A 21,803-nucleotide genomic window follows, 5' to 3' on the forward strand; every position below is an offset into this window, starting at 1 on the left:
ACGGCGTGGGACCGATGGCCCGTCGCCGACTCGGCATCCCTTCGCTCGCATGATCGAGATCAGGTTCTACGGGTGTGTTCTCAGCCGTGTCCGGCACCCCGTGTCGAGTTTCGAAGGTCAGGTTAACAGGTTGCCCACTTCGAAGCCGGTGACGCCCGTGCCGACCTGAGCGATGTGGTCGGCACCCTCGTGACCGAGTACCAGCGGGAAGTCGCCCGGGATGTCGCCGTGCTGAACCGCGAGGTCTGTGTGCCACAGGCCCACCGCAGCAATCGTGACCAGGACCTCATCGGGTCTGATGCCGTCGAGAGACAGCCCTCACGGTGCGAGCGCGAACGCGAACATCACGGCGAGCCAGCACCACCCCACGACGATCACCACGCGCTGGATCAGGCCCGCGCGCGGTGAATCGTTCTCCCATGCCTGACCGAACCACCCGAAACCGACGACGAGCGCCGCCGCGGTGAGTGCGGAATACCATTTCCAGCCCGTGCCGGGAACGGTGAACACCGCGATCAGCGCGGCGGCCGGAAGTGCCGAGAACACCACGGCCCCCGCGTGGTCGTGTACGCGGTGATGCCACGAGTACTGCGCCGGAGTCGTGTTCGGCGTGCCGGGTGGATATCCGCGCATCGGGTCCATCGGGATACCCGACACGATCAGCGCCGTCCCGAACACTGCGACCGCGATCGTCAGCAGCATCGCACCGTCGATCGTAAAGGCAGCCACGGTGACTGCTGCGCCGCACACCACGAAGTTCGAAATCTGGCCCCAGCCGCGCCGTCCCAAGGCAAGCGCACTGACGGGTTGGCGGATGCTGTCGTAGCCCGGCCGGGTCATGCCGTCGACCAGAAACACCACCGCGAACAGGATCAGTGCGAGCGCCCCGAGCGTCGGTATCACCTCAGTCCCACCGGAACAGGGCACCCGCTATCGCTACACCCACCACGATCGACACGCCGAGCGCGATCGGGTGGGCGGCGTCCACCGGTGTGCCCGCCCACGTCGCGGAAATCGCTTCGACGGCGGCACCGAATGGCAACCACTCACCGATCTGCGCGACCGGGCCGGGCAGCGCGTCGCGGCTCCCGAACATTCCCCCGGATGCGCCGAGAGCGAAGAACGCGATGAGCCCGATGGCGACCGCGGAGTTCGGCGTGGGCGACACGGCCGCGACGATCATCCCGACCGCGTACATCGACGCCGCGGCCAGCACCAGCATCCCGAGTGTCGCGAGCGGAGCAGCGGGAAGATTCGTGTCGAAGGCCAGCATCGCAACAGCCATCGCCGCGCCGATACCGAGAATGGCTTGCAGCACACTGACGACGACCTGGGCGACGAGCACCATCGCGGGTGATGCCGGGGTCACCGCGAGTCTGCGCAGTATGCCGGTGCGCCGGTAGTAGGCGAGGAAACTGGGCATGTTGATGATGCCGATCGTCGCGACGACCATGGTGAACACGAGGGGAAGGACGAACACGTCCAGTGCGGTGCGGTCGTTGACCACTACTTCGGTGCTCGCGCTGGATGCGCTCATCACGAGGATCAGGAGCGGCAATCCGATCGGTACGACGAGGCCGGCGGTGTCGCGGGCGACCATCTTCGCTTCGCAGCGGATCAGGGTCAGCCACGACGCGAAGCCGGGGCGGTGGTTCTGCACTGTCGCGGTCATTCCTGCTCCTGGAGTTCTTTTCCGGTAAGTGAGACGAAGGCGTCGTCGAGGGTGGCGGCGCCCGCGCGTTCGACGAGGCCCGCCGGGGTGTCCACCGCGACGACACGTCCGTCGTCGAGCAGCGCGACGCGGTCGCACAGGTGCTCGATCTCTTCCATCGCGTGGCTGACCAGCAGCACCGAGACATCGTCGTTGCGTAGCCGCTCGATCGTCGACCACATGCGGCGCCGCGCGCGAGGGTCCAGTCCGGTGGTGAGTTCGTCGAGGATCACCACGCGGGGCCGGCCGACGAGGGCGAGAGCCACCGACAGTCGCTGTTTCTGACCGCCGGACAGCTTCTCGAACCGGGTGTCGCGCTGGGCGGTCAGCTCGACGGAGCCCAGGAGTTCCTCGGCGGGAACTGGGTTCGGGTAGAAGCTGCGATACAGGTCGACGAGCTCGGCGGCGGTGAGCGCACTGTGGAGTTCCGCCTGCTGCAACTGGACGCCGAGAACCTGCCGAAGCGCAGTGCGATCACGGCGCGGGTCGAGGCCGAGTACCCGTACATTCCCGCCGTCCGGTGCGCGCAACCCCGCGATCATCTCGACGGTGGTGGTCTTACCCGCACCGTTCGCGCCGACGATCCCAACGGTTTCGCCGACCCCGAGCGTCAGGCTCACATCGTGCACGGCCACTTTGCTTCGGTATCGTTTGTGGAGGTGCTCAGCGACGATCGCCGGTGGGCCCTCTTGTCTCCCTGAGCTGTTCATGATTGTGACGCTATTGAGAGAGCCGGCCTCCGCGCGTGTGCCGGACGTCAGGAATGTGCCCCATGACTTTCGGCACGGTCCATCGCGCGGGGGTGCCGCCTACAGTGGGGGCGTGCGTCATTGGACTGCTGAGGGGCTGTCGGGCTTGGCAATGCTCGTGGTCGTCGTGGCGGTGGGCGGGCCTGTGTTGCTCGGGGTCTCGTCGCCGGAGATTCCGCGTGTCGCGTGGGCCGTGCTGTTCCTCGTGCATATCGTTGCGTTGTTCGTGGTGGCTGCCTGCGAGCGCCCCTCGAGAAAGATGACGATCGCCTTCGTTGTCGCAGTCGTGTCGTCGTGGTGTGTGGTGGCGTCCTCGCCGGATATCGGCCTCCTCCCGATCCTGATGGTCGTCACTGCTGCACTGAGTGCATATGTGGTGCCGGTGTGGGCCGGGATGGTGGTGGTGGTACTCAACTCGATGGTGCTCATCGCCGTCATCGCGGCCCTTACCGGTACCGGCGAGACCATCATGTTCGTCGGTTTCTATGTGCTCATCCAGATCGCCACACTGTTCGGTTCGGTGTCGCTACTCAGAGAACAACGACTGCGCCGGGAACTGACCGAAACGCACGTCGAGCTGCAGGCGGCGACGGTACTGCTCGCCGAATCCGCGCGCACCACCGAGCGGCTCCGTATCTCCCGGGAACTGCACGACCTGATCGGCCATCAGCTCACTGTGCTCGCGCTGGAACTCGAGGCGGCCCGACACCGTGACGGCGAGCGGGCGCGCGGCCACGTCGAACGAGCCAATCGTGTGGCCCGAGATCTGCTCGCAGACGTGCGTACCACCGTCGGCGATCTCCGCGCCGAACCTCCGGATCTTGCTGATGCGCTGTACCGGGTGGCCCGGGATCTGCCCGGATTGGACGTGTCGATCGATGTCGCTCCCGACGTGCGGGTAGGTGAAGAACAAACCGTGGCGTTCGTGCGGGCACTGCAGGAGATCGTGACCAATACCTTGCGCCATGCCGATGCCCGCGAACTACACATCGACGTATCGGCCCGTGACGACGGCACCGTGATGTCGGCGACCGACGACGGTTCCGGCGCTCGCACGGTCATGCCGGGCAACGGGCTGCGCGGGTTGACCGAGCGATTCGAGGCGCTGGGTGGCCGGGTGACGCTCGACGGCAGCGGGGGTTTCCGTGTCACCGCGCAGGTGCCTGCCTCATGACCCGCGTCGTGGTCGTGGACGACCAGACCCTCGTGCGCCAAGGGATCAGGAGCCTGCTCGAGGTCGCCGAAATCGAGGTGGTCGGTGAGGCCGACGACGGTCGGGTGGCCCTCGACGTCATCTCCGGTGCCGAACCGGATGTGGTCTTGTTGGATCTGAGAATGCCTGGATACGACGGTATTTGGACTCTCGACCGGCTGCGCGAGCAGGGCAGCGTGGTGCCTGTTCTCGTCCTCACAACCTTCGACGACGACACCCTGGTGCTCGAGGCGCTCCGCGCCGGCGCGCGGGGCTACATGCTCAAGGACGTCACCTTGGAACAGCTCACGAACGCGGTGCACACTCTGGCCGACGGCGGCACCCTCATCGCCCCGTCGATCACCGACCGCCTGCTCCGGGCGATCCGGTCCGGGCCGCCCCCAGCGGCGGCCGACGCTGCGCACGTGCAGTCCCTCACCGATCGCGAACTCGAGGTGCTGCGCCTGATGGCGGAGGGCTTCAGCAACCGTCGGATCTCCGAGTCGTTGTTCCTCGCCGAAGGCACGGTGAAGAATCATGTGTCGTCGATCCTGCTCAAACTCGGTGCCCGCGACCGCACCAACGCGGTGCTGAGAGCGCTCCACGACGGCGTCTTACGTTGACCGCTACCGGGCTGTGAGCAGGGTCTCGATCGGGTGAACTGCTATGTGCGCGATGGCGCCCGTCGGCAGAACCCGGCACACTGTGTGACATGGACCATAGAATGAGTGACGACGAACTGCGGCGCGCCATTCGGGTGCTGCGCGACCGCTCGGATCTTGCGCGGAGCGAGGGACGCGACGATGACGCCGCGATGCTGGAACGGACCATTCACGACTATCAGGAGGAGATGGCGCAGCGACTCTGACCGGAGGTGTGACTCCGGAGCGGCTTCGAGTGGAGGTTGCAGACTCGGGAGCGTCGTGGCGGTTATGGTGTCGCCATGGCGATCAAGGATCTGCGTGGCACAAGGTTTCTCGTCACGGGCGCGGCCAGTGGTATCGGCCGGGCTCTCGCGCTTGCTGCGGCCGACGAGGGTGCCGAACTGGTTCTCACCGACCTCCACGCGGATGGCCTCGACGACGTCGTGACGGCCGTCCGCAATCGCGGTGGAGCCGTGCTGCATGCCGCAGCATTCGACATCTCCGACTATGACGCCGTCACCGCGTTCGCGAACGACGTCCACGAGCGATGCGAGTCCGTGGACATCGTCGCCAACGTTGCGGGGGTGTCGGTGTGGGGCACCGTCGACCGACTCGAGCACAAGCACTGGAAGCTCATGGTCGACGTCAACCTCATGGGCCCGATCCACGTCATCGAGAACTTCGTGCCACCGATGATCGCAGCCCGACGCGGCGGGCACCTCGTCAACGTGTCGTCGGCCGCGGGATTGCTCGCCCTGCCCTGGCACTCGGCGTACAGCGCCAGCAAGTTCGGTCTGCGGGGTGTGTCGGAGGTGCTCCGCTTCGACCTCAGACGCGACAAGATCGGTGTTTCACTCGTCGTGCCGGGTGCGGTGGCCACGCCATTGGTAGACACTGTGCAGATCGTCGGCGTCGATCGCGACGCACCCGCGGTCCGCAAACTCACCGGTCGTTTCGTCAAGCACGCGGCGTCGCCAGAGAAGGTCGCGGGGTGCATCCTCACGGGAATCAAGAAGAACCGCTTCATGGTGTACACGTCGTTCGACACCCGGTTCGGTTTCTGGTGGGCCCGAAAGTTCGCGCCGCCCTACAACCTCGTCATGCAGGGTGCCAACGACTACTTCCGCAAGGTCCTACGCTCGACCCTGTCGAAGTAGCCGGAGTTGCCCGTCTTCATCGCGGCGCGTTCAGGGTCGGAGGTGAGCACCGCAAACGTAAGGTTCGCAACGCTGGTGGTCAACCATTGACGTTGTGAACCTGACCAATGGTGTGCGAGCCTCAACCGCGCAAAACCGAATTATGTGTCGCGCTGGAGTTGCGCGTGCAGATGATGGGTGAGTGGCGTGTCGGCGTGCGCCATCCACAGATCGTAGGCGAGGGTGTCGCCGTCGAGCACGAACCGGCGTTTCAGTTCGTGTACGGGTTTGGCGTCGGGGGAGCGTTCCAGGACGACAGTGACCAGGTCGAGCACGCCGTGGTCGAACCGGCCACGCTGGATCTCGACGAACCCCGTGGGCTGCGACACGAGTAGTTCGATATCGTTGCCCCCGTCGTCGTGTGCACAGCTGCGCAGATACCCGTTCTCGGTGTGGAGTGGCCGGGCCTCGGTGCGGTGGCGGGTTCGGCTCACATACGTCAGAAATGGTTTTCCGGGGATCGAAGCGAACTCGATCGTCTCGTCGTACGAGAAGTCGTCGATAGTGGGATAGTGGCCTTCGCCGCCTCCCACCCAGCGACCCGCGAAGACAGCGAGTTCGCCGAGAGGGTTGCTCGCGGCCGGATTGTCGGACATCGGAAACTCCTCGCGGATGGGCTGGGCGTGTGCTCCCGTCATCATCCCGTAGAGAGTTACCGTTGTCGCATGAACCAGCAGTGGGGTGTCGATTCCGAGGTGGGCGCGCTCACCTCCGTGATGCTGCATCGCCCCGGCGCAGAACTCGAGCGACTCACACCCCGCAACAACGATCAGCTGTTGTTCGACGCCTTGCCGTGGGTAGCGCGGGCGCAGGAGGAACACGACGCATTCGCCGACGTGCTGCGGAGCCGCGGTGTCGAGGTGCTTCTCCTGTCGAACCTGCTCACCGAAACCCTCGAGGTCAGCGGAGCCGCGCGAGTGCAGAGTATTTCGTCGGCCGTCGATCCGCGTCGACTCGGGCACTCGCTGGCGCAGGAACTCGCCGGTCATCTGCGGACCGCTGCCGCGGCCGAACTCGCTCAAATCCTGATCTCCGGAATGACTTTCGACGAACTACCCGCGGCGGGAATGGGTTCGGCGCCGTCCCTCGTGCGACTGATGCATCATGGCCCCGATTTCGTGATAGATCCGCTCCCCAATCTGCTCTTCACGCGGGATTCATCGTTCTGGGTGGGCTCTCGGGTGGCGATCTCGACCCTGGCGCTGCCGGCGCGGAGGCGGGAAACCAACCTCACAGACCTCATATACGCGTTCCATCCCGATTTCCTCGGGGTGCGGCGAGCGTACGAGTCGCACACAGCTCCGGTCGAAGGTGGCGACGTGTTGCTTCTCGCTCCTGGCGTGATCGCCGTGGGAGTCGGGGAGAGGACCAGTCCGGCAGGCGCGGAAGCATTGGCGCGTAGCGTATTCGAAGACGGTCTCGCGCATACTGTGCTCGCGGTGCCGATCGAGCAGAGACGCGCATCGATGCATCTCGACACGGTCTGCACCATGGTCGACGTCGACGCCGTAGTGATGTATCCCGCCATCCGCGACACGTTGGAGGCGTTCACGATTCGACGAGAGGACGGCACCGCCCGAATATCCGGACCGCGCCCTTTCCTCGAAGCGGCGGCCGACGCGATGGGAATCGAGAAGCTCCGGGTGATCGATACAGGTCTGGATTCCGTTGTGGCGGAACGAGAACAGTGGGACGACGGGAACAACACCCTTGCGGTCGCGCCGGGGGTGGTCGTTGCGTACGAGCGCAACGTCGAAACCAATACGCGGCTCGAAGATTCCGGCATCGAGGTGCTGCGGATCGCCGGGTCGGAGCTCGGTTCCGGCCGCGGCGGTCCGCGATGCATGTCGTGCCCGCTGGGGAGGGCGGCGCTGTAGGGGGTGGTCAGAGGATGTCGCGGACCTTGTCGACGGGACGCGCGAGCACCGTGCCCTTGTCTGTGACGACGAGGGGACGTTCGATGAGGATAGGATTCTCGACCATCGCGGTGAGGAGATCGTCCTCGGATGCCTCGGCGAGACTCAACTCCTTATAGAGCGATTCCTTCTTGCGGATCGCTTCGCTGGGTCGTAGTCCTGCGTCGTCGAGGAGTGTGCGCAGACCGTCGCGCGACGGAGGGGTGTCGAGATACTTGACGATCGTCGGTTCGAGTCCTTCCTCGCGCAGGAGCGCGAGGGTGTTGCGGGACGTACTGCAGCGGGGGTTGTGATAGATCGTTGCGGTGTGTGCCATGTCTCGATTGTGCCCTCCCGGTAGGGCTGTCGGAAATGTCTCTGTTGAGCGGTGTCGATCGCACCTTTAATATTCCCGGGTCAATGTATCTGCACCATGTGACTCCACCGTGAAAGGCACGGGAAATGCTCAAAGGTTTCAAGGACTTCCTGCTGCGCGGAAACGTCATCGAACTTGCGGTTGCAGTCGTGGTCGGTGCGGCGTTCACTGCGATCGTCACCGCGTTCACCGACAACATCGTCAATCCGCTGGTCGCGGTGGTCGGCGGCAACAACGAGATGGGCTTCGGCTTCAAGATTCTCGCGTCGAACGAGGCGACCTTCATCAATCTCGGCGCGGTGATCTCCGCCGTGATCAACTTCCTCATCATCGCTGCGGTGGTGTATTTCGTGCTGATCGTGCCGGTCAACGCCGCCAAGGCGCGCTTCGCCCCGGACAAGGAACCGGAAGACGAGCCGCTGAGCGAGACAGACCTGCTCATCCAGATCCGCGACCTGCTCGAGAAGGGTAGCTACCGTACCGTCGACGACGGCACCGACGGCACCGACGGTCGGCACGGCGACAACGTTCGCGTCTGACCTTTCGCGGTCACTCGAACGAACCGGGGGTCCCACGGCGCGCGGGGCCGCCGGAATTCTCCGGTCGAAACCTCCGTGGGACGCTGCTAGCCTGCAATAATGCTCGATATCGTGATCGATTCGGACTCGCCTGTCCCGCCGTTCGAGCAACTCCGACGGCGGATCGTGGAACTCGTCCGGGACGGGGAGTTGATTGCCGGTGCGAAGCTACCCACCGTGCGTGGGATGGCCGAGGATCTCGGTATCGCGCCGAATACGGTGGCGAAGACATATCGGGAACTCGAGCAACTCGGCGTCCTCGAAACGCGGGGGAGAGCCGGGACGTTCATCGTGGATTCCGGCGACCCGACACGGTCGCTCGCACAGCAGGCGACCATCGAATACGTCGCCTCTGCGCGTGTACTGGGAATGTCGGACGCTGAGATCCTCGAATTCGTCGAGACTGCGCTACGTGCTTAGCGTACGACCCTCGTGCGATAGCACAACCTCGCCTGCAGTCTCCGGCCCGTCCCTACGCAAACAAGCGCCGTGGACATGAGACGATCGAAAACCATGGCACGGAACAATCACTACGAGGCGTTCCCGCGACAAGGCCCGACCCCTGCAAGTCCGCTGCAGCTGCGACGAGCCGGTCAGGGGTACACAGGCTACTCGTGACGAGCCTCGGCCCGGTGGATCAGCAGATCCAGGGCTCGTTGAGACGAGAAACTCACCGGACCGAACGGAACCTACGTGGCCCCGTGATCTCGCGATCACGGAAAAACGTGCATTTCAAATGATTTCGCCGCACCGATGGGGTCATCGTCGGAAATTCCGGCACCGCGCCCGCCTTCGCGGTCCGACGGGACACCCGTGGTGTCATTCGTCACCGGCGGCGACGAACCCGGGGAGTGGCCGGGCCTATGCAGGACAGACCGGACAGTTTGCCATCCAGTTCTGCGAAAGCCGCACAATTTTGAGTCGATGAAGGAAAGTTGGGACATATGACTGTGCCAGACGACCGGACTGACGACGCAGGATCCGCTGTGGCCGTCGAACCACCGGATATTCCGCCGACTGACCCACCGCGAGTCCGCACCGACCACGTCGTGTTCGGAATCTCCGCGGCCATGGTTGTCGCCATAGTCGTGTGGGGTCTCGCCGCTCCGGACAGCTTCAACTCCGTGACAGGATCCGTACTCGACTGGATCGTCATCGAGATGGGCTGGTTGTTCGTCATCAGCGCCACCGCCTTCGTCATCTTCGTGTTGTGGATTGCGGTGAGTAGATACGGGAAGATCCCGCTCGGCAAGGACGACGAGAGGCCCGAGTTCCGCACCGTCAGCTGGATCGCCATGATGTTCAGTGCCGGCATGGGTATCGGACTGATGTTCTTCGGCGTGTCCGAGCCGGTGTCGCACTATGTGACATCGCCGCCCGGAACCGATGGCGGGACTGGGGTGGCGATGGCGACCACGATGTTCCATTGGAGCCTCCACCCGTGGGCGATCTACGCGGTGGTGGGTCTGGCGATTGCCTACGGGACGTTCCGGAAGGGCCGGAAGCAGCTCGTGAGCGCAGCCTTCATCCCCCTCCTCGGACGCCGCACCGAAGGCCCCATCGGCAAGATCATCGACATCCTCGCCCTGTATGCGACGCTGTTCGGCACAGCTGCATCGCTCGGCCTGGGCGCTTTGCAGATCGGATCGGGATTCGAGGTCACCGGGTGGCTCGAGACCGCCGGAGTGGGGCTTCTCGTGGCCATCGTCGCGGTCCTCACCCTTGCGTTCGTCGCGTCTGCCGTTTCGGGCGTCGCGAAGGGCATCCAATGGCTGTCGAACATCAACATGGTGCTCGCGGGTGTGCTGGCCCTGTTCGTGTTCGTGCTCGGTCCGACGATCTTCATTCTCAACCTCATCCCCACCACGCTCGGCGCCTACGCCGCAGACCTCGCCGAGATGTCGGCCCGCACCGCCGCGTCCGGGCCGGACGCAGGCGAATGGTTGTCCAGCTGGACGATCTTCTACTGGGCCTGGTGGATCTCGTGGGCGCCGTTCGTCGGGATGTTCCTGGCGCGGATCAGCCGTGGCCGCACCATCCGTGAATTCGTGGTCGGCGTGATGATCGTGCCGAGCGTTGTGAGCCTGACCTGGTTCGCTGTCTTCGGCGGAGCCGGAATCAATCAGCAGGAGGAAGGGTACGACATCGCCGGTGCGGGAAGCGTCGAGGAACAGTTGTTCGGGATGCTCGATCACCTGCCGCTCGTGGGTATTTCCACGGTTGTCGTGATGGTGCTCGTGTCCATCTTCTTCGTCTCCGGCGCCGACGCGGCGTCGATGGTGATGGGCAGCCTCACACAGCGGGGAACGCTCACGCCGACCCGCGGCGTCGTGGTGTTCTGGGGTGGTTTGACCGGTGGTGTCGCGGCGCTGCTGCTGTGGACGGGCGGCTCCGAGGCACTCAACGCCCTGCAGACGATGACGATCATCGCGGCCGCACCGTTCGTCATCGTGATGATCGGTCTGTGCGTGTCGCTGTACCGCGATCTGAGACGAGATCCGCTCATCACCGGAGGACGGCGACGGCGGCTGCTCAAACGCGTCGGGTGACCACAGCGCATGCGGTGGCATTCGCGATCGAAGTGACGGACCCGCACCCGGGATGCAGCATCTTCGTGATCGGGACAGGCACCGCAGCCGGCGCGTTCACGACGTACGTCGGGCCAGGGCACGTGATCCGCACCGGCAGCGCCCTGGCCGACGCGACCGGAGCCTCGGATCTCGTCTGTGCGTTCGGGGTACCGGAATTCCGCGGAAGCGATGTGTCGCGGCTCGTCGGTATCCCCGACCTGCTCGGACCCGCCGGGCAACTGTGGGTCTTCGATTCACCGGGGCACGGCGATTCCACCGGGTCGCTGTCGATGCGGATCAGCACGATCCTTGCGCACGCAGGACTCGCGGTCGTCGACATGGTCGAAGACCGGTGCGTGATCGGGGTCTGTGCCATGGTGAAAGGATGAGCGCGGCACGTGACCTTCTCACCTGCTTCGAAGAGTTCCTGCGGGTACAGCTGCCAATCCGTGTGCGATGCTGGGACGGCTCGGAGGCCGGACCGCCCGATGCCGAGGCCCGCGTCGAATTCCGAAACCGCAGGGCGCTGCGCCGAGTCCTGTGGGCGCCCAACGAACTCGGCCTGAGCCGCGCCTACGTCAGCGGCGATCTCGTCGTCGACGGCGATCTCTATGCGGTTCTCGGGCTTCCGGACCTCGTCGGCAGGCTGGGAAGCCGCACCCTGCACGACACATCGCCGCGTGAAATGGCGCGCTTCGCCCGGCAGCTCGCCGCACTCGGCATCGTCGGGCCACCACCTCGGCCCCCATCCGTCGAGATCCCCCGCCGCCGCGGCGCGCTGCACAGCAGACGTCGCGACGCACAGGTGGTCTCCCACCATTACGACGTCGGAAACGACTTCTACAGGGTGTTCCTCGGCCCGTCGATGGTGTACTCGTGCGGGTACTGGGCACGGCCCGGTACCGGCACCGGCGGCCTTCAGGACGCACAGCACGACAAGCTCGATCACGTCTGCCGCAAACTCGGACTCGAACCGGGTATGCGGCTGCTCGACGTCGGCTGCGGGTGGGGATCGATGGCATTGCACGCGGCACAGCATTACGGCGTCGACGTCCTGGGCGTCACGCTCAGCGCCGAACAACGCGACTTCGCGCGGGCGCGCGTCGCCGAGGCAGGCATGTCGGATCGTATCGAAATCCGGCTGCAGGATTACCGCGACATCGACGAGAGTCCGTTCGACGCCATCTCGAGCATCGGCATGTCCGAGCACGTCGGAGCTGTAATGCTCCCCGAGTATGCACGCCACCTGCACGAATTGCTCGTCCCGGGTGGCCGGTTGCTCAACCACGCCATCGCGTCGGTGGTGCACCGCGCCGAACCTCGGAAACGCCCTGCGACGTTCATCGACCGCTACGTCTTCCCAGACGGAGAGATCCTGCCGCTGAGCCGCACCATCGACGCGTTCGAGCGTGCCGGGCTCGAAGTTCGCGACTCGGAGGCCCTGCGCGAACACTATGCGCTGACATTGCGCTCCTGGGTCGCGAACCTGCAGGAATCGTGGGACGACGCGGTCTCACTCGTCGGCGCCGAACGTGCCCGCACCTGGTTGTTGTACCTCACGGCGAGCGCACTCGGATTCGAAGAGCCGCGACGACTGACGATCCACCAGGTACTTGCGGTACGTCCCTCCGCCACCGGCGCGAGCGGAATGCCACGAACCCGCCACGAATGGCTCGCAGACCGATAGACCACCGGTGTGCCTGACCGCAGTTGTCGGCACCCCGCAGTAGCGTGACCGCTACCCGCTGTTGCACTGCGAGAGGGGAGTCACGGATGGCCCGCACAGACCGCTTCGACGGAATTCTGGAACGGGGCTGGAACCGTTTCCGCACTCGGCTTGCCGGGCGGATCGCGGCTCTCGGAAAGGGCGAGCAGATCGAACTCGCAGCCGAGACCGCAGGTGAAGGTCACACCACGCTCGTGAAGATCGTCGCGCTCGATGCACAGCGAATCGAGGTCGAGATGAGGGGCACCGCACCGAGCATCAGCCCGGCACGTCAGGCCGACGAGATCGCGCAACGCATCGTCTGGGCTTTGCGCGAGACCTACAGCGTGCTGCACCCCATCTTCTTGCGTAGCGACGAACCACGCTCTCCCCGCACACTGCGCTCCCGTGTGGGCGAGGCCCTGCAGCTGCAGTTCGGCCGGCCGATCCCCCTCGACGCCGACGGAGACTATGTCGTCATCGTCGATTCGCAGGCGGTGTTCGTCGTGGTAGACGACAGTGCCCGCACAATCCAGCTGTGGGCGCCTCTGCTGCACGGCATCACCGGGCGGGCGCAGGCAGCCGAGGAACTGCTCGAACTCAACCGCGCATGGCCGCACATCAAACTCGTTCTTGTCGAAGACCGGCTGGTGGCCACGATCGACGTAATGGGTGACCCGTTCGTGCCCAGGCACCTCGCCGACCTCTTCGGTGCCCTGAGGGTGCTCCTCGGCACCGTCGACACCGGGTTCGCGCAACGCTTCGACGGGGAGCGGTACGCGGGCGGCACCGATGCGGAGTCCACCGCATTCGACGAGCCGACGATGTTCGACGAACCGAGCTGATCAGGTACTGGGCTGATCAGGTACTGGGCTGATCAGGCACCGGGCCGAACCGGAGCATCAATGCCAGCTGGGTAACCACAACTCGTTGTGCCAATGCTCCACCGTGATGGGCAACCCGGTCAGGATCGGCCACAACCACACGAAATTCGCGACCACCAGACCCACATAGAGACAGACCACGAGCAACCCCGTGGTTCTCCGCTCCGGCGACGCGTGGCGCTGTCCCAGCACTTCGCCGAGCACCAGCGTGACCCCCATGACGAGGAACGGTGCGAGCGGAACCGCATAGAAGTAGTACATCTGCCGATCGAGGCTCGCGAGCCACGGCAGGATGCCCGCCCCGTAGCCGGTGAGCACTACCGCCCAACGCCAATCCCGGCGCACCAGCATCTGCCACAGACCCCACCCGAGGACGGGCAGCGACACCCACCACAGTGCCGGAGTGCCGATGAGCATCACGGCCTTGACACATTCGTCGGCGCCGCAACCGTCGATCGTCGACCCGTCCGCGAAGTAGTACAGCATCGGGCGTAACCCCATAGGCCACGTCCACGGCTTCGATTCCCACGGATGGATGTTGCCCGCGGAGTTGGTCAGGCCCGAGTGGAACTGCAGGACACTCGCGCTGTAGTACCACAGCGAGCGCAGCGCGTCCGGCACGAACGAGAAGGCACTGTCGTGGCCGATCTGATTGCCCACCGCATGTCGGTAGACGCCGGTCTCGCTGGCGAACCACGACCAGAACGTAGCCAGATAGATGCCGATGGGAATCACCACCAGCGCGTACAGCGCGGGACCGATGTCGCGAAGCGCGGTGCCGACCCACGGTCGCTGCACGCCGTAGGCCCGGCGCGCAGCGACGTCGAACGCCACCGACATCAGACCGAAAAACGCAATGAAGTACAGCCCCGACCATTTGGTGCCCACCGCGAGACCGAGCAGAACGCCGGCTCCGAAACGCCACCACCGCACCCCGAATCGAGGCCCCCACACCGAGGCGCCGAGCCGGCCCTCCGCGTGCACACGGGCCATTCGTCGCCGGATGTCGTCGCGGTCGACGAGCAGGCATCCGAGCGCGGCGACGACGAACACCGCCTGGAATATGTCGAGCATGCCCATACGCGACGAGACGAACGTGACCCCGTCGACGATGAGGAGCAACCCGGCGACGGCACCGAGCATCGTCGAATGTGTCATCCGGCGCACGATGCGCACCACCAACAACACCAGGACGACGCCGGCGACGGCGGATGAGATTCGCCAACCCCAGCCGTTGTACCCGAACAGTGCCTCGCCCACCGCGATGAGTTGCTTTCCTACCGGCGGATGCACCACGAGCCCGTACCCGGGGTTGTCCTCGATCCAGCCGCCGGTGAGGATCTGCCAGCCCTGCGGGACATAGTGCTTCTCGTCGAACACCGGAGTCCTGGCGTCCGTCGGATAGTTCAGCATCGTGAACCGTGTGATGGCGGCGAGAACAGTGACGAAGGCCGTGACAATCCAGCCGCGGGCTCGATCGGTCGGTCCGGACTGCACAGGTGGTACTTGCGGAGCGGGGCTCGAGAGGCGACGGGGCGGGGCCTCGGAAGGGCGCAGGTCCGTCGCGATCACCACCCGATCGTAGGCTGAACCGCATGCAGGCAGAGAATCCGGCACAACATGCGCATCCGGGGCAGGGCCGGCTCGTGCTGGCCGCAACACCGATGGGCGATATCGGCGACGCCTCCCTGCGGCTCCGCGACGCGCTGGCCACCGCCGATGTCGTCGCCGCCGAGGACACCCGCCGCACCCGATCTCTCGCCGCTGCACTCGGCGTGACGATCACCGGCCGTGTCGTGAGCTTCTACGACCAGGTGGAAGTATCGAGGGCACCCGCGCTGATCGCCGATATGGAAGGTGGTCGCACGGTGCTGCTCGTCACCGACGCGGGTATGCCGTCGGTGAGTGACCCCGGTTACCGGCTGGTCTCGGCATGCGTCGAGGCGGGCCTTCCCGTGACGTGCCTGCCGGGCCCCTCCGCCGTCACCACCGCGCTTGCCTTGTCGGGTCTGCCTGTCGAACGATTCTGCTTCGACGGATTCCCGCCGCGTAAACAGGGCCAGCGCCGCACCTGGCTGGCGACGCTCGCGACCGAGCCCCGAGCCGTCGTCTTCTTCGAAGCACCGCACCGATTGGCCGCGTGCCTCGCCGATGCCGTCGAGGTTCTGGGCGGGCAGCGCCGTGCCGCGGTGTGTCGTGAACTGACGAAGACCTACGAGGAAGTCGCACGCGGAACCCTCGCCGAACTCTCGGCGTGGGCAGCAGACGGGGTTCGGGGTGAGATCACTGTCGTGCTCGAGGGTGCTGCCCCGCGCCGCAGTGATCCCGCCGATCTCGTCGACGACGTAGAAGAATTGGTCGCGGAGGGCGTGCGACTGAAGGATGCGTGCGCGCAGGTCGCGGGGAGCGCCGTGTCCAAGAGAGAACTGTACGACGCGGTGCTGGCCGCTCGGCGCGTCTGACCTCTCCTTCAGAGCGCCGCGGGCCTACACTTTTCCTTCATCGGAGCCAGCCATCGGTCGACGAGCAGGAGAAGTGTATGGACGCTGTCAACGATTTCCTGGTCGAGGTGGCGGGGGTGGTGTGGGGTCCGTTCCTGCTGATACCGCTGTTGCTCGGCACGGGCCTGCTCCTGACCATCCGGCTCGGTGGAGTGCAGTTCCGCAAGCTCGGGCCCGCGTTACGACTGGGGCTGGTCACTCGTAACGACCCCGGTGCCGCCGAAGGCGACATCTCGCAGTATCAGGCATTGACCACCGCGTTGGCGGCCACGGTGGGTGTCGGCAACATTGCCGGTGTCGCGACGGCCATCTACCTCGGTGGCCCCGGTGCGTTGTTCTGGATGTGGGTGACAGGTCTCGTCGGCATGGCGAGCAAGTACTCGGAGGCGTTCCTCGGAGTCAAGTACCGCAAGACAGACGCGAAAGGCGAAATGAGCGGCGGGCCGCAGTACTATCTGGCCCGCGCGATCCCCAACAACTTCGGGCTGGTGCTGAGTCTGATGTTCGCGGGTTTCGCGGTGCTCGCGAGCTTCGGAATCGGCAACATGACCCAGGCCAACACCGTCGCGACGCAGATGGACGGCACGTTCGGGGTGCCGACATGGGTGAGCGGCGCGGTCATGACGGTGCTCGCCGCCGCGGTGCTCCTCGGCGGAATCAAGTCGATCGGCAGGGTCACCGCAGGGTTCGTGCCCGCCATGATCATCCTGTACGTCGGGGCGGGCATTCTCGTGCTCGCCGTCAATGTCGGCGAGATTCCCGCGGCCCTGGGCCTGGTGTTCACCGATGCATTCACCGGGACCGCTGCGACCGGCGGATTCATCGGATCGGTGTTCATGGCTGCGATGCGCTACGGCGTTGCGCGTGGCATCTTCTCCAACGAGTCGGGCATGGGCAGCGCCGCGATCGCGGCCGCAGCGGCCCGGACGACGCACCCGGTGCGTCAGGGTCTCGTGTCGATGACCCAGACATTCATCGACACGATCATCGTGGTGACCTTCACCGGCATGGTCATCATCACGACTGGCGCGTGGACATCGGGTGAGCAGGGCGCCGCGATGACGTCCACAGCATTCGCGGACGGACTGGGCGGTGAGTGGGGCAGCTGGATCGTCGCGATCTCTGTCGTGTTCTTCGCGTTCTCGACGATCCTCGGATGGTCGTACTACGGTGAGCGCTGCGTCGAACGTCTGGTCGGGCGCGGTGGTGTGGTGCCCTATCGCGCGATCTTCGTGATCGTTGTGTTCATCGGCGCGACCACCGAACTCGAGGTGGTGTGGAACTTCTCCGACGTGATGAACGGTCTGATGGCGCTGCCGAACCTCATCGGCCTGGTCATCCTTTCCGGAATGATCGCGCGGGAAACGAAGGCGTACCTCGACCGCGACCCATACCTGCTGGGGGAACCGCCGGCTCGGGAGACCGACACCGCGTAGCGGGAACGTAGCCGAGGAAACGCGACGGCCGGACGATCGATGATCGTCCGGCCGTCGCTCTCCCGATTCAGGGCGCCCGCCGCGCCGAATGGAACTACCCCTCGATCAGTTCCACTCGGTGCGGAGCGCTCGCCCCTGGTGCAAGGTGCCCTTGCGTGGTGATCATCTTTCCGTCGGTTGGCAACGCATTACCAATACGCAATCGCTCTGAACCGATATCATCCCAGTTCGGACACGGTGAGGAATTTTTCCGCAGCGGATTTTCGGAGGTGGATCCTCCCGCGGAAGGCAGATCGGAAGGGCGCGGAACGTGAGGGAGGACGAGGACTCGACGCGGGACGCAGACCATCGGCGCTTCTTCGCCGACCAACTCCGCGTACTGTTCGCGGCTGCGGGTCGTCCCGCGCTGAAGAAGGTCGTGTCGGGCGCGTCATCGATCTCCCGTGCGGTCGGAAGCGACCGCAGCGTCTCGGTGCAGCGGATCAGCGACTGGCGTAGCGGTAAGCGCGTGCCGGCGAGCTTCGAGTCGATCCATCCGGTACTCGTCATGTTGATCCGCTCCGCCCGCGAACTCACCGACGAGCCCCCGTCGCCCGGCCTCTATTCCCTCAAGCAGTGGGAGACGTGGTGGAAGGCCGCGCGTGGCGAGACCGGTGGTGCCCGGTCGATGGACAGGTCCTCCCCAGTGATCGTGGACACGCGCCCCTACAAGGGGCTGTCGGCGTATCGTGCCGACGACGCGCGGATGTTCTTCGGCCGGGCCCACAGCATGCGCGTGCTGGCCGACACCGTTGTCGCGGCGCACGGTCGAGGCCCGGTGATCGTGACCGGCGCGTCCGGTGTCGGGAAGTCGTCACTCGTTCAGGCCGGTGTGATCCCGTTGATGTGCGGTGGCGGCGACTGCGCTCCCGTCGTGTTCACTCCGGGGGCGGACCCCGTCGGTCGTCTCGTAGAGGCATTGCCGACTCTCGCCGGACTCGAAGGTGCATCCGGCGATGGGGCGCCAGATCGGGCAGCAGTGCACGAGGCGATGGCCACCGAAGCGCAGAAGGCATCGGCATCGACGCTGCTGGTCGTGGTCGACCAGCTCGAGGATCTGTTCACCCAGTGCGACGACCACGAGAGCCGCGCCCTCTTCCTCACGCTGCTCGAACACATGTCGACAGTCGGCGACACCGATGCGTCCGAGCACGTCGGTGACACCGATGCACCCGCGCATGTCGTGGCGACGATGCGTTCCGATTTCTACGAGCAGGCAGTGACGTATCCGGTGCTCGCCCGCGCGCTGGAACGCCGAAGCAAGGCCGTCCAGCCTTTGGGTCGGGACGATCTCGTCGAGGTCATCTCTGCGCCGGCCAAGTTGCTCGGTGTACGACTCGAATCGGGGCTCGTCGACCTGATCCTCCACGACCTGGGTGTGCTGGCGCCGGGGGACATCACAGGCACCGAACTGCCGCTGTTGTCGCATCTGCTCGACACGATGTGGGACAAACGCACCGGGAGTGCGCTCACAGTGGCCGGCTATCGCGCGACCGGCGGTGTGCGTGGTTCGATTGCGGCCGGCGCCGAACGGGCCTGGGTGAGTCTCGACGAACACGATCGGGAGATCGTGCGAAGATTGATGGTCCAGCTCGTCTACGTGACGAACACCGGCACGGATGTGAAGATGGCCCGCACACTCTCCGCGCTACTCGCGGTGGGTGGGGAGGACCGCGCGGCCACGGCGAGAGTAGTGGATCATTTCGTGTCGGCGCGCGTCCTCGTCGCCCACGAGGGGACCGTCGAACTCATTCACGACGCGGTGATCGTGGCGTGGCCGCGCCTGAGGTCGTGGATCCAGGAGGATCGGCAGTTTGCTGCATCCCGCCAGCAGATCGAGGCCGACGCTGCGAACTGGATCGAGAGCGACCGCAACAGGGGCATGCTCTATCAGCGCAGCCGGATGGACCTGCTCTCCGAACAGGGCGCGTCGTTCGGCGGTGGGGCGGCACGGGAACGGTTCATCGCTGCGGTCAGTCCGGCCGCTCTCGAATTCCTCCGGGCGTCCCGCCGTCAGATCGATTGGCAGCGACGTCGCCGCGGCGGAGCGCTCGCGGGCCTGGTCCTGCTGACGGTGATCGCGCTCGTGATGGGTGGTCTGGCTTGGGTCGGAAAGAACCAGGCCGACGAAGAACGACGAGCCGCGCAGTTCCAGCAGGTCGTGGCGCTGTCGGATTCGACCCGCTCCGACAACCCGACAATGTCGGCGCACCTCGCGCTGGCCGCGACCTCCCTCGAAGGGGACGCCGAGGTAGCCTACTCGCGGCTCCTTGCCACGCAAGGTGTGCCGCTTGCTCGTGTCCTGGTGGGGCATACCGGGCCCATCTACGGAGTTGCGGTCTCGCCAGACGGCGCGACGTTGGCCTCGGCCAGTGACGACGGCACCGTGCGGTTGTGGTCGTTGGCGGGGGACACCTCGTTGCTCGGTGATCCGTTGGTGTCGTCGCCGAGCTACATGGCGTCGGTGTCGTTCAGCCCGGACGGACGCTATCTCGCTGCCGGCGGTGGCGACGGGGGCGTGTGGATCTGGGACATGTCCGACCGCGGGTCACCGCGACCGGTTCTGGACCATCGCGTTCTGGGGTCGGGCGCTGTGCACAACGTCCGATACAGCCCGGACGGGCGGACACTGGCGGTGCCCTACGACGACGGCTCGGTCGTGCTCCTCGACACTTCGGCACCTGCGACCGGACGGTTTCCCGAGACTCGGATACATGGACACTCGGGCGGTGTACGGACTGTCTCGTTCCGCACCGACGGATCGGTGCTGGCCACGGCCAGCGATGATCGCACGGTGCGATTGTGGGACTTGTCCGACCGTTCGGCGCCGGTCCCGTTGGGGACGCCGCTGACCGGGTTCGGTGATGTTGCGCATTCTGTCGGGTTCAACGCTGACGGCACCCTCCTGGCCGTGAGCAGCGACGACGGTGTGCTGTGGTTGTTCGACACCACCGACCCGAGAGCACCCGAGCAGTTGGGTACACCGGTGCGGGCTCACACCGGTGGCGTGTGGAGTGTGTCCTTCCTGCCGGACGGCCGCACCCTTGCCAGCGCGTCGTGGGACGGCACCGCGAAGCTGTGGTCGGTGGACAAAGAAGCCCGGCGGATCGACGAGCTCACGCCCGCGCTCACGGGACACGGCGGGGGTGTGCCAGCGCTGACGGCCACACCCACCGGAGACACGATCATCACCGGAGGCCAGGATGCGAACCTGCGTATCTGGACCATGCCGCATCGCCGCGTGTTCGTCTCTCAAGCGACTCTGACACTGCCGGTGACCGACCGGACCGGCGACATCGTCGCCACCGGAAGCTACGACTCGGTCGTCCGGCTGTGGCACGTCGACGACGGCGGGTGGTCTCGGGTCGGCCGAGTGGAGCTCCCCCGTCCACTGGGCGGCGGCTACGTGAGCGCACTGTCACCGTCCGGTGAGTTGCTGGCGGCGGCGGCAACGTCGGGGGGAAGCGTCGAGCTGTGGAATGTCGCCGAGCCCGCGGCGCCGCGGCGGCTGGGCGAACCCCTTGCTCTCGCCACCCGATTCACCTCGGCGCTCGCGTTCGGTCCGGAGGGCACAACGCTGGTCACGGGCAACGACGATCATTCGGTGCAAATGTGGGATCTGTCCGATCCGAGTGCGCCGACGCCGTGGGGTGAACCACTCCGCGGACCGACCAACCTGGTGCGGCACGCCGCGATCAGTCCCGACGGGCGCAGCCTCGTCGCGACCAGCGCCGACGGCGAGATCTACGCCTGGGACATCACGGACCGGTCGGCTCCCCGCCCTGTGACGGTCACCGAGGGACACACCGCGGGCGTGAACGGTCTGGGGTTCGCTCCCGACAGTTCGGTCCTCGTCACCGGTGGTGACGATCATCAGGTCGTGGTGTGGGATCGCGACGACGCGGGCGATTTCACCGCTCGCGCCACGACGCTGCGTGGTCACACCGGCACGGTGTACTCGGTGTCGGTGTCGCCGGACGGCGGGCGCGTCGTCAGTGGTAGCGATGACGGAACGGTCCGGTTGTGGGAGGTGTCGGACCCTGACGGTATGCACGCGGTGGGGGGACCGATCACCGACACCGGTGTGGGGCGATGGCAGGTGATGTTCCATCCGAGCGGTGCGGTGATCGCTGCAGGTGGTGATGGTGTGCTGCGCACCTGGAGTCTGGACCCCGACGTGGTCGTCGAGCGGATCTGTTCCTCGACCTCGGGGCAGCTCAGGGAATTCCTACCGCAGTTCGGGCTGCCGATTCCGAGCGACGAGGTGTGCTGAGAAGCAGGATGCGCGGCGTGGCGTCGAGCATCTGCGCGGGAGTCTCCGTGTCTT

The 21,803-nt window shown here is 65.7% G+C and carries 21 protein-coding genes and 1 riboswitch; of the genes, 14 read left to right on the top strand and 7 right to left on the bottom strand.

Going from position 1 to position 21,803, the window contains the following annotated elements:
* Positions 1-19: 19 nt before the first annotated feature.
* Positions 20-111, bottom strand: a riboswitch (TPP riboswitch).
* 6 nt (positions 112-117) lie between these two features.
* From ACZI8W_RS00620 to ACZI8W_RS00635, 4 genes are read right to left on the bottom strand one after another with little or no spacing between them, the layout of a single operon-like run.
* Positions 118-315, bottom strand: a complete 198-nt coding sequence (locus ACZI8W_RS00620) for an alcohol dehydrogenase catalytic domain-containing protein (RefSeq protein WP_463366615.1) — start codon at positions 313-315, stop codon at positions 118-120.
* A gap of 3 nt (positions 316-318) precedes the next feature.
* Positions 319-903, bottom strand: a complete 585-nt coding sequence (locus tag ACZI8W_RS00625) for a DUF998 domain-containing protein (protein ID WP_463366540.1) — start codon at positions 901-903, stop codon at positions 319-321.
* Position 904: 1 nt separating this feature from the next.
* Positions 905-1,672 carry an ABC transporter permease gene (locus tag ACZI8W_RS00630; protein ID WP_463366541.1) on the bottom strand — a complete coding sequence of 256 codons (768 nt, stop codon included), beginning with the start codon at positions 1,670-1,672 and terminating at the stop codon, positions 905-907.
* The gene (locus ACZI8W_RS00635) at positions 1,669-2,346 is read right to left on the bottom strand and encodes an ABC transporter ATP-binding protein (RefSeq protein ID WP_463366542.1); all 678 of its coding nucleotides are present in this window, start codon (positions 2,344-2,346) and stop codon (positions 1,669-1,671) included. Before ACZI8W_RS00635 ends, ACZI8W_RS00630 begins: the two co-directional genes overlap by 4 nt.
* 187 nt (positions 2,347-2,533) lie before the next feature.
* On the opposite strand from ACZI8W_RS00635, the gene ACZI8W_RS00640 reads away from it, so the two are divergent.
* From ACZI8W_RS00640 to ACZI8W_RS00655, 4 genes are all read left to right on the top strand, one after another.
* Positions 2,534-3,634, top strand: a complete 1,101-nt coding sequence (locus tag ACZI8W_RS00640; protein WP_463366543.1) for a sensor histidine kinase — start codon at positions 2,534-2,536, stop codon at positions 3,632-3,634.
* On the top strand, positions 3,631-4,275 hold the full coding sequence (locus ACZI8W_RS00645; RefSeq protein WP_463366544.1) for a response regulator: 645 nt from the start codon (positions 3,631-3,633) through the stop codon (positions 4,273-4,275). Before ACZI8W_RS00640 ends, ACZI8W_RS00645 begins: the two co-directional genes overlap by 4 nt.
* A 101-nt stretch (positions 4,276-4,376) precedes the next feature.
* Positions 4,377-4,520 carry a hypothetical protein gene (locus ACZI8W_RS00650; protein ID WP_463366545.1) on the top strand — a complete coding sequence of 48 codons (144 nt, stop codon included), beginning with the start codon at positions 4,377-4,379 and terminating at the stop codon, positions 4,518-4,520.
* A 75-nt stretch (positions 4,521-4,595) separates the two neighbouring features.
* Positions 4,596-5,453: an SDR family oxidoreductase gene (locus ACZI8W_RS00655; protein ID WP_463366546.1), complete on the top strand. Its 858-nt coding sequence runs from the start codon at positions 4,596-4,598 to the stop codon at positions 5,451-5,453.
* A 140-nt stretch (positions 5,454-5,593) separates the two neighbouring features.
* Here the strand turns inward: ACZI8W_RS00655 and ACZI8W_RS00660 are convergent, their stop codons facing one another.
* Positions 5,594-6,088 carry a heme-binding beta-barrel domain-containing protein gene (locus ACZI8W_RS00660; protein WP_463366547.1) on the bottom strand — a complete coding sequence of 165 codons (495 nt, stop codon included), beginning with the start codon at positions 6,086-6,088 and terminating at the stop codon, positions 5,594-5,596.
* A 69-nt stretch (positions 6,089-6,157) separates the two neighbouring features.
* Between ACZI8W_RS00660 and arcA the strand changes: the two genes are divergently transcribed.
* Positions 6,158-7,369 (top strand): arginine deiminase, encoded by a 1,212-nt coding sequence (gene arcA, locus ACZI8W_RS00665; protein ID WP_463366548.1) that lies wholly within the window; start codon positions 6,158-6,160, stop codon positions 7,367-7,369.
* A 7-nt stretch (positions 7,370-7,376) separates the two neighbouring features.
* On the opposite strand, the gene arsC is transcribed toward arcA, so the two are convergent.
* Positions 7,377-7,724 (bottom strand): arsenate reductase (glutaredoxin), encoded by a 348-nt coding sequence (gene arsC / locus ACZI8W_RS00670; RefSeq protein WP_463366549.1) that lies wholly within the window; start codon positions 7,722-7,724, stop codon positions 7,377-7,379.
* 125 nt (positions 7,725-7,849) lie between these two features.
* Here arsC and mscL point away from each other — a divergent pair, with 125 nt between their 5' ends.
* The 6 genes from mscL (at position 7,850) to ACZI8W_RS00700 (ending at position 13,461) form a co-directional block, all read left to right on the top strand.
* The gene (gene mscL / locus ACZI8W_RS00675; RefSeq protein WP_463366550.1) at positions 7,850-8,302 is read left to right on the top strand and encodes a large conductance mechanosensitive channel protein MscL; all 453 of its coding nucleotides are present in this window, start codon (positions 7,850-7,852) and stop codon (positions 8,300-8,302) included.
* Positions 8,303-8,401: 99 nt separating this feature from the next.
* On the top strand, positions 8,402-8,761 hold the full coding sequence (locus ACZI8W_RS00680; RefSeq protein WP_463366551.1) for a GntR family transcriptional regulator: 360 nt from the start codon (positions 8,402-8,404) through the stop codon (positions 8,759-8,761).
* A 524-nt stretch (positions 8,762-9,285) separates the two neighbouring features.
* On the top strand, positions 9,286-10,890 hold the full coding sequence (locus tag ACZI8W_RS00685) for a BCCT family transporter (protein ID WP_463366552.1): 1,605 nt from the start codon (positions 9,286-9,288) through the stop codon (positions 10,888-10,890).
* Positions 10,887-11,300, top strand: a complete 414-nt coding sequence (locus tag ACZI8W_RS00690) for a hypothetical protein (protein WP_463366553.1) — start codon at positions 10,887-10,889, stop codon at positions 11,298-11,300. The genes ACZI8W_RS00685 and ACZI8W_RS00690 overlap by 4 nt, the downstream gene beginning before the upstream one ends.
* Positions 11,297-12,598 (top strand): class I SAM-dependent methyltransferase, encoded by a 1,302-nt coding sequence (locus tag ACZI8W_RS00695; RefSeq protein ID WP_463366554.1) that lies wholly within the window; start codon positions 11,297-11,299, stop codon positions 12,596-12,598. Before ACZI8W_RS00690 ends, ACZI8W_RS00695 begins: the two co-directional genes overlap by 4 nt.
* A gap of 86 nt (positions 12,599-12,684) precedes the next feature.
* Positions 12,685-13,461 (top strand): T3SS (YopN, CesT) and YbjN peptide-binding chaperone 1, encoded by a 777-nt coding sequence (locus tag ACZI8W_RS00700; RefSeq protein WP_463366555.1) that lies wholly within the window; start codon positions 12,685-12,687, stop codon positions 13,459-13,461.
* Positions 13,462-13,518: 57 nt separating this feature from the next.
* Here the strand turns inward: ACZI8W_RS00700 and ACZI8W_RS00705 are convergent, their stop codons facing one another.
* Positions 13,519-15,072 (bottom strand): dolichyl-phosphate-mannose--protein mannosyltransferase, encoded by a 1,554-nt coding sequence (locus ACZI8W_RS00705; RefSeq protein WP_463366556.1) that lies wholly within the window; start codon positions 15,070-15,072, stop codon positions 13,519-13,521.
* 23 nt (positions 15,073-15,095) lie between these two features.
* On the opposite strand from ACZI8W_RS00705, the gene rsmI reads away from it, so the two are divergent.
* From rsmI to ACZI8W_RS00720, 3 genes are all read left to right on the top strand, one after another.
* Positions 15,096-15,962 carry a 16S rRNA (cytidine(1402)-2'-O)-methyltransferase gene (rsmI, locus tag ACZI8W_RS00710; protein WP_463366557.1) on the top strand — a complete coding sequence of 289 codons (867 nt, stop codon included), beginning with the start codon at positions 15,096-15,098 and terminating at the stop codon, positions 15,960-15,962.
* A 77-nt stretch (positions 15,963-16,039) separates the two neighbouring features.
* Positions 16,040-17,437 carry an alanine/glycine:cation symporter family protein gene (locus ACZI8W_RS00715; RefSeq protein WP_463366558.1) on the top strand — a complete coding sequence of 466 codons (1,398 nt, stop codon included), beginning with the start codon at positions 16,040-16,042 and terminating at the stop codon, positions 17,435-17,437.
* 310 nt (positions 17,438-17,747) lie between these two features.
* Complete coding sequence (locus tag ACZI8W_RS00720; protein ID WP_463366559.1) at positions 17,748-21,749, top strand: NACHT and WD repeat domain-containing protein; 4,002 nt, start codon at positions 17,748-17,750, stop codon at positions 21,747-21,749.
* The last annotated feature ends 54 nt before the right edge of the window (positions 21,750-21,803 follow it).

The sequence above is a fragment of the Rhodococcus ruitaii genome (assembly GCF_055230935.1).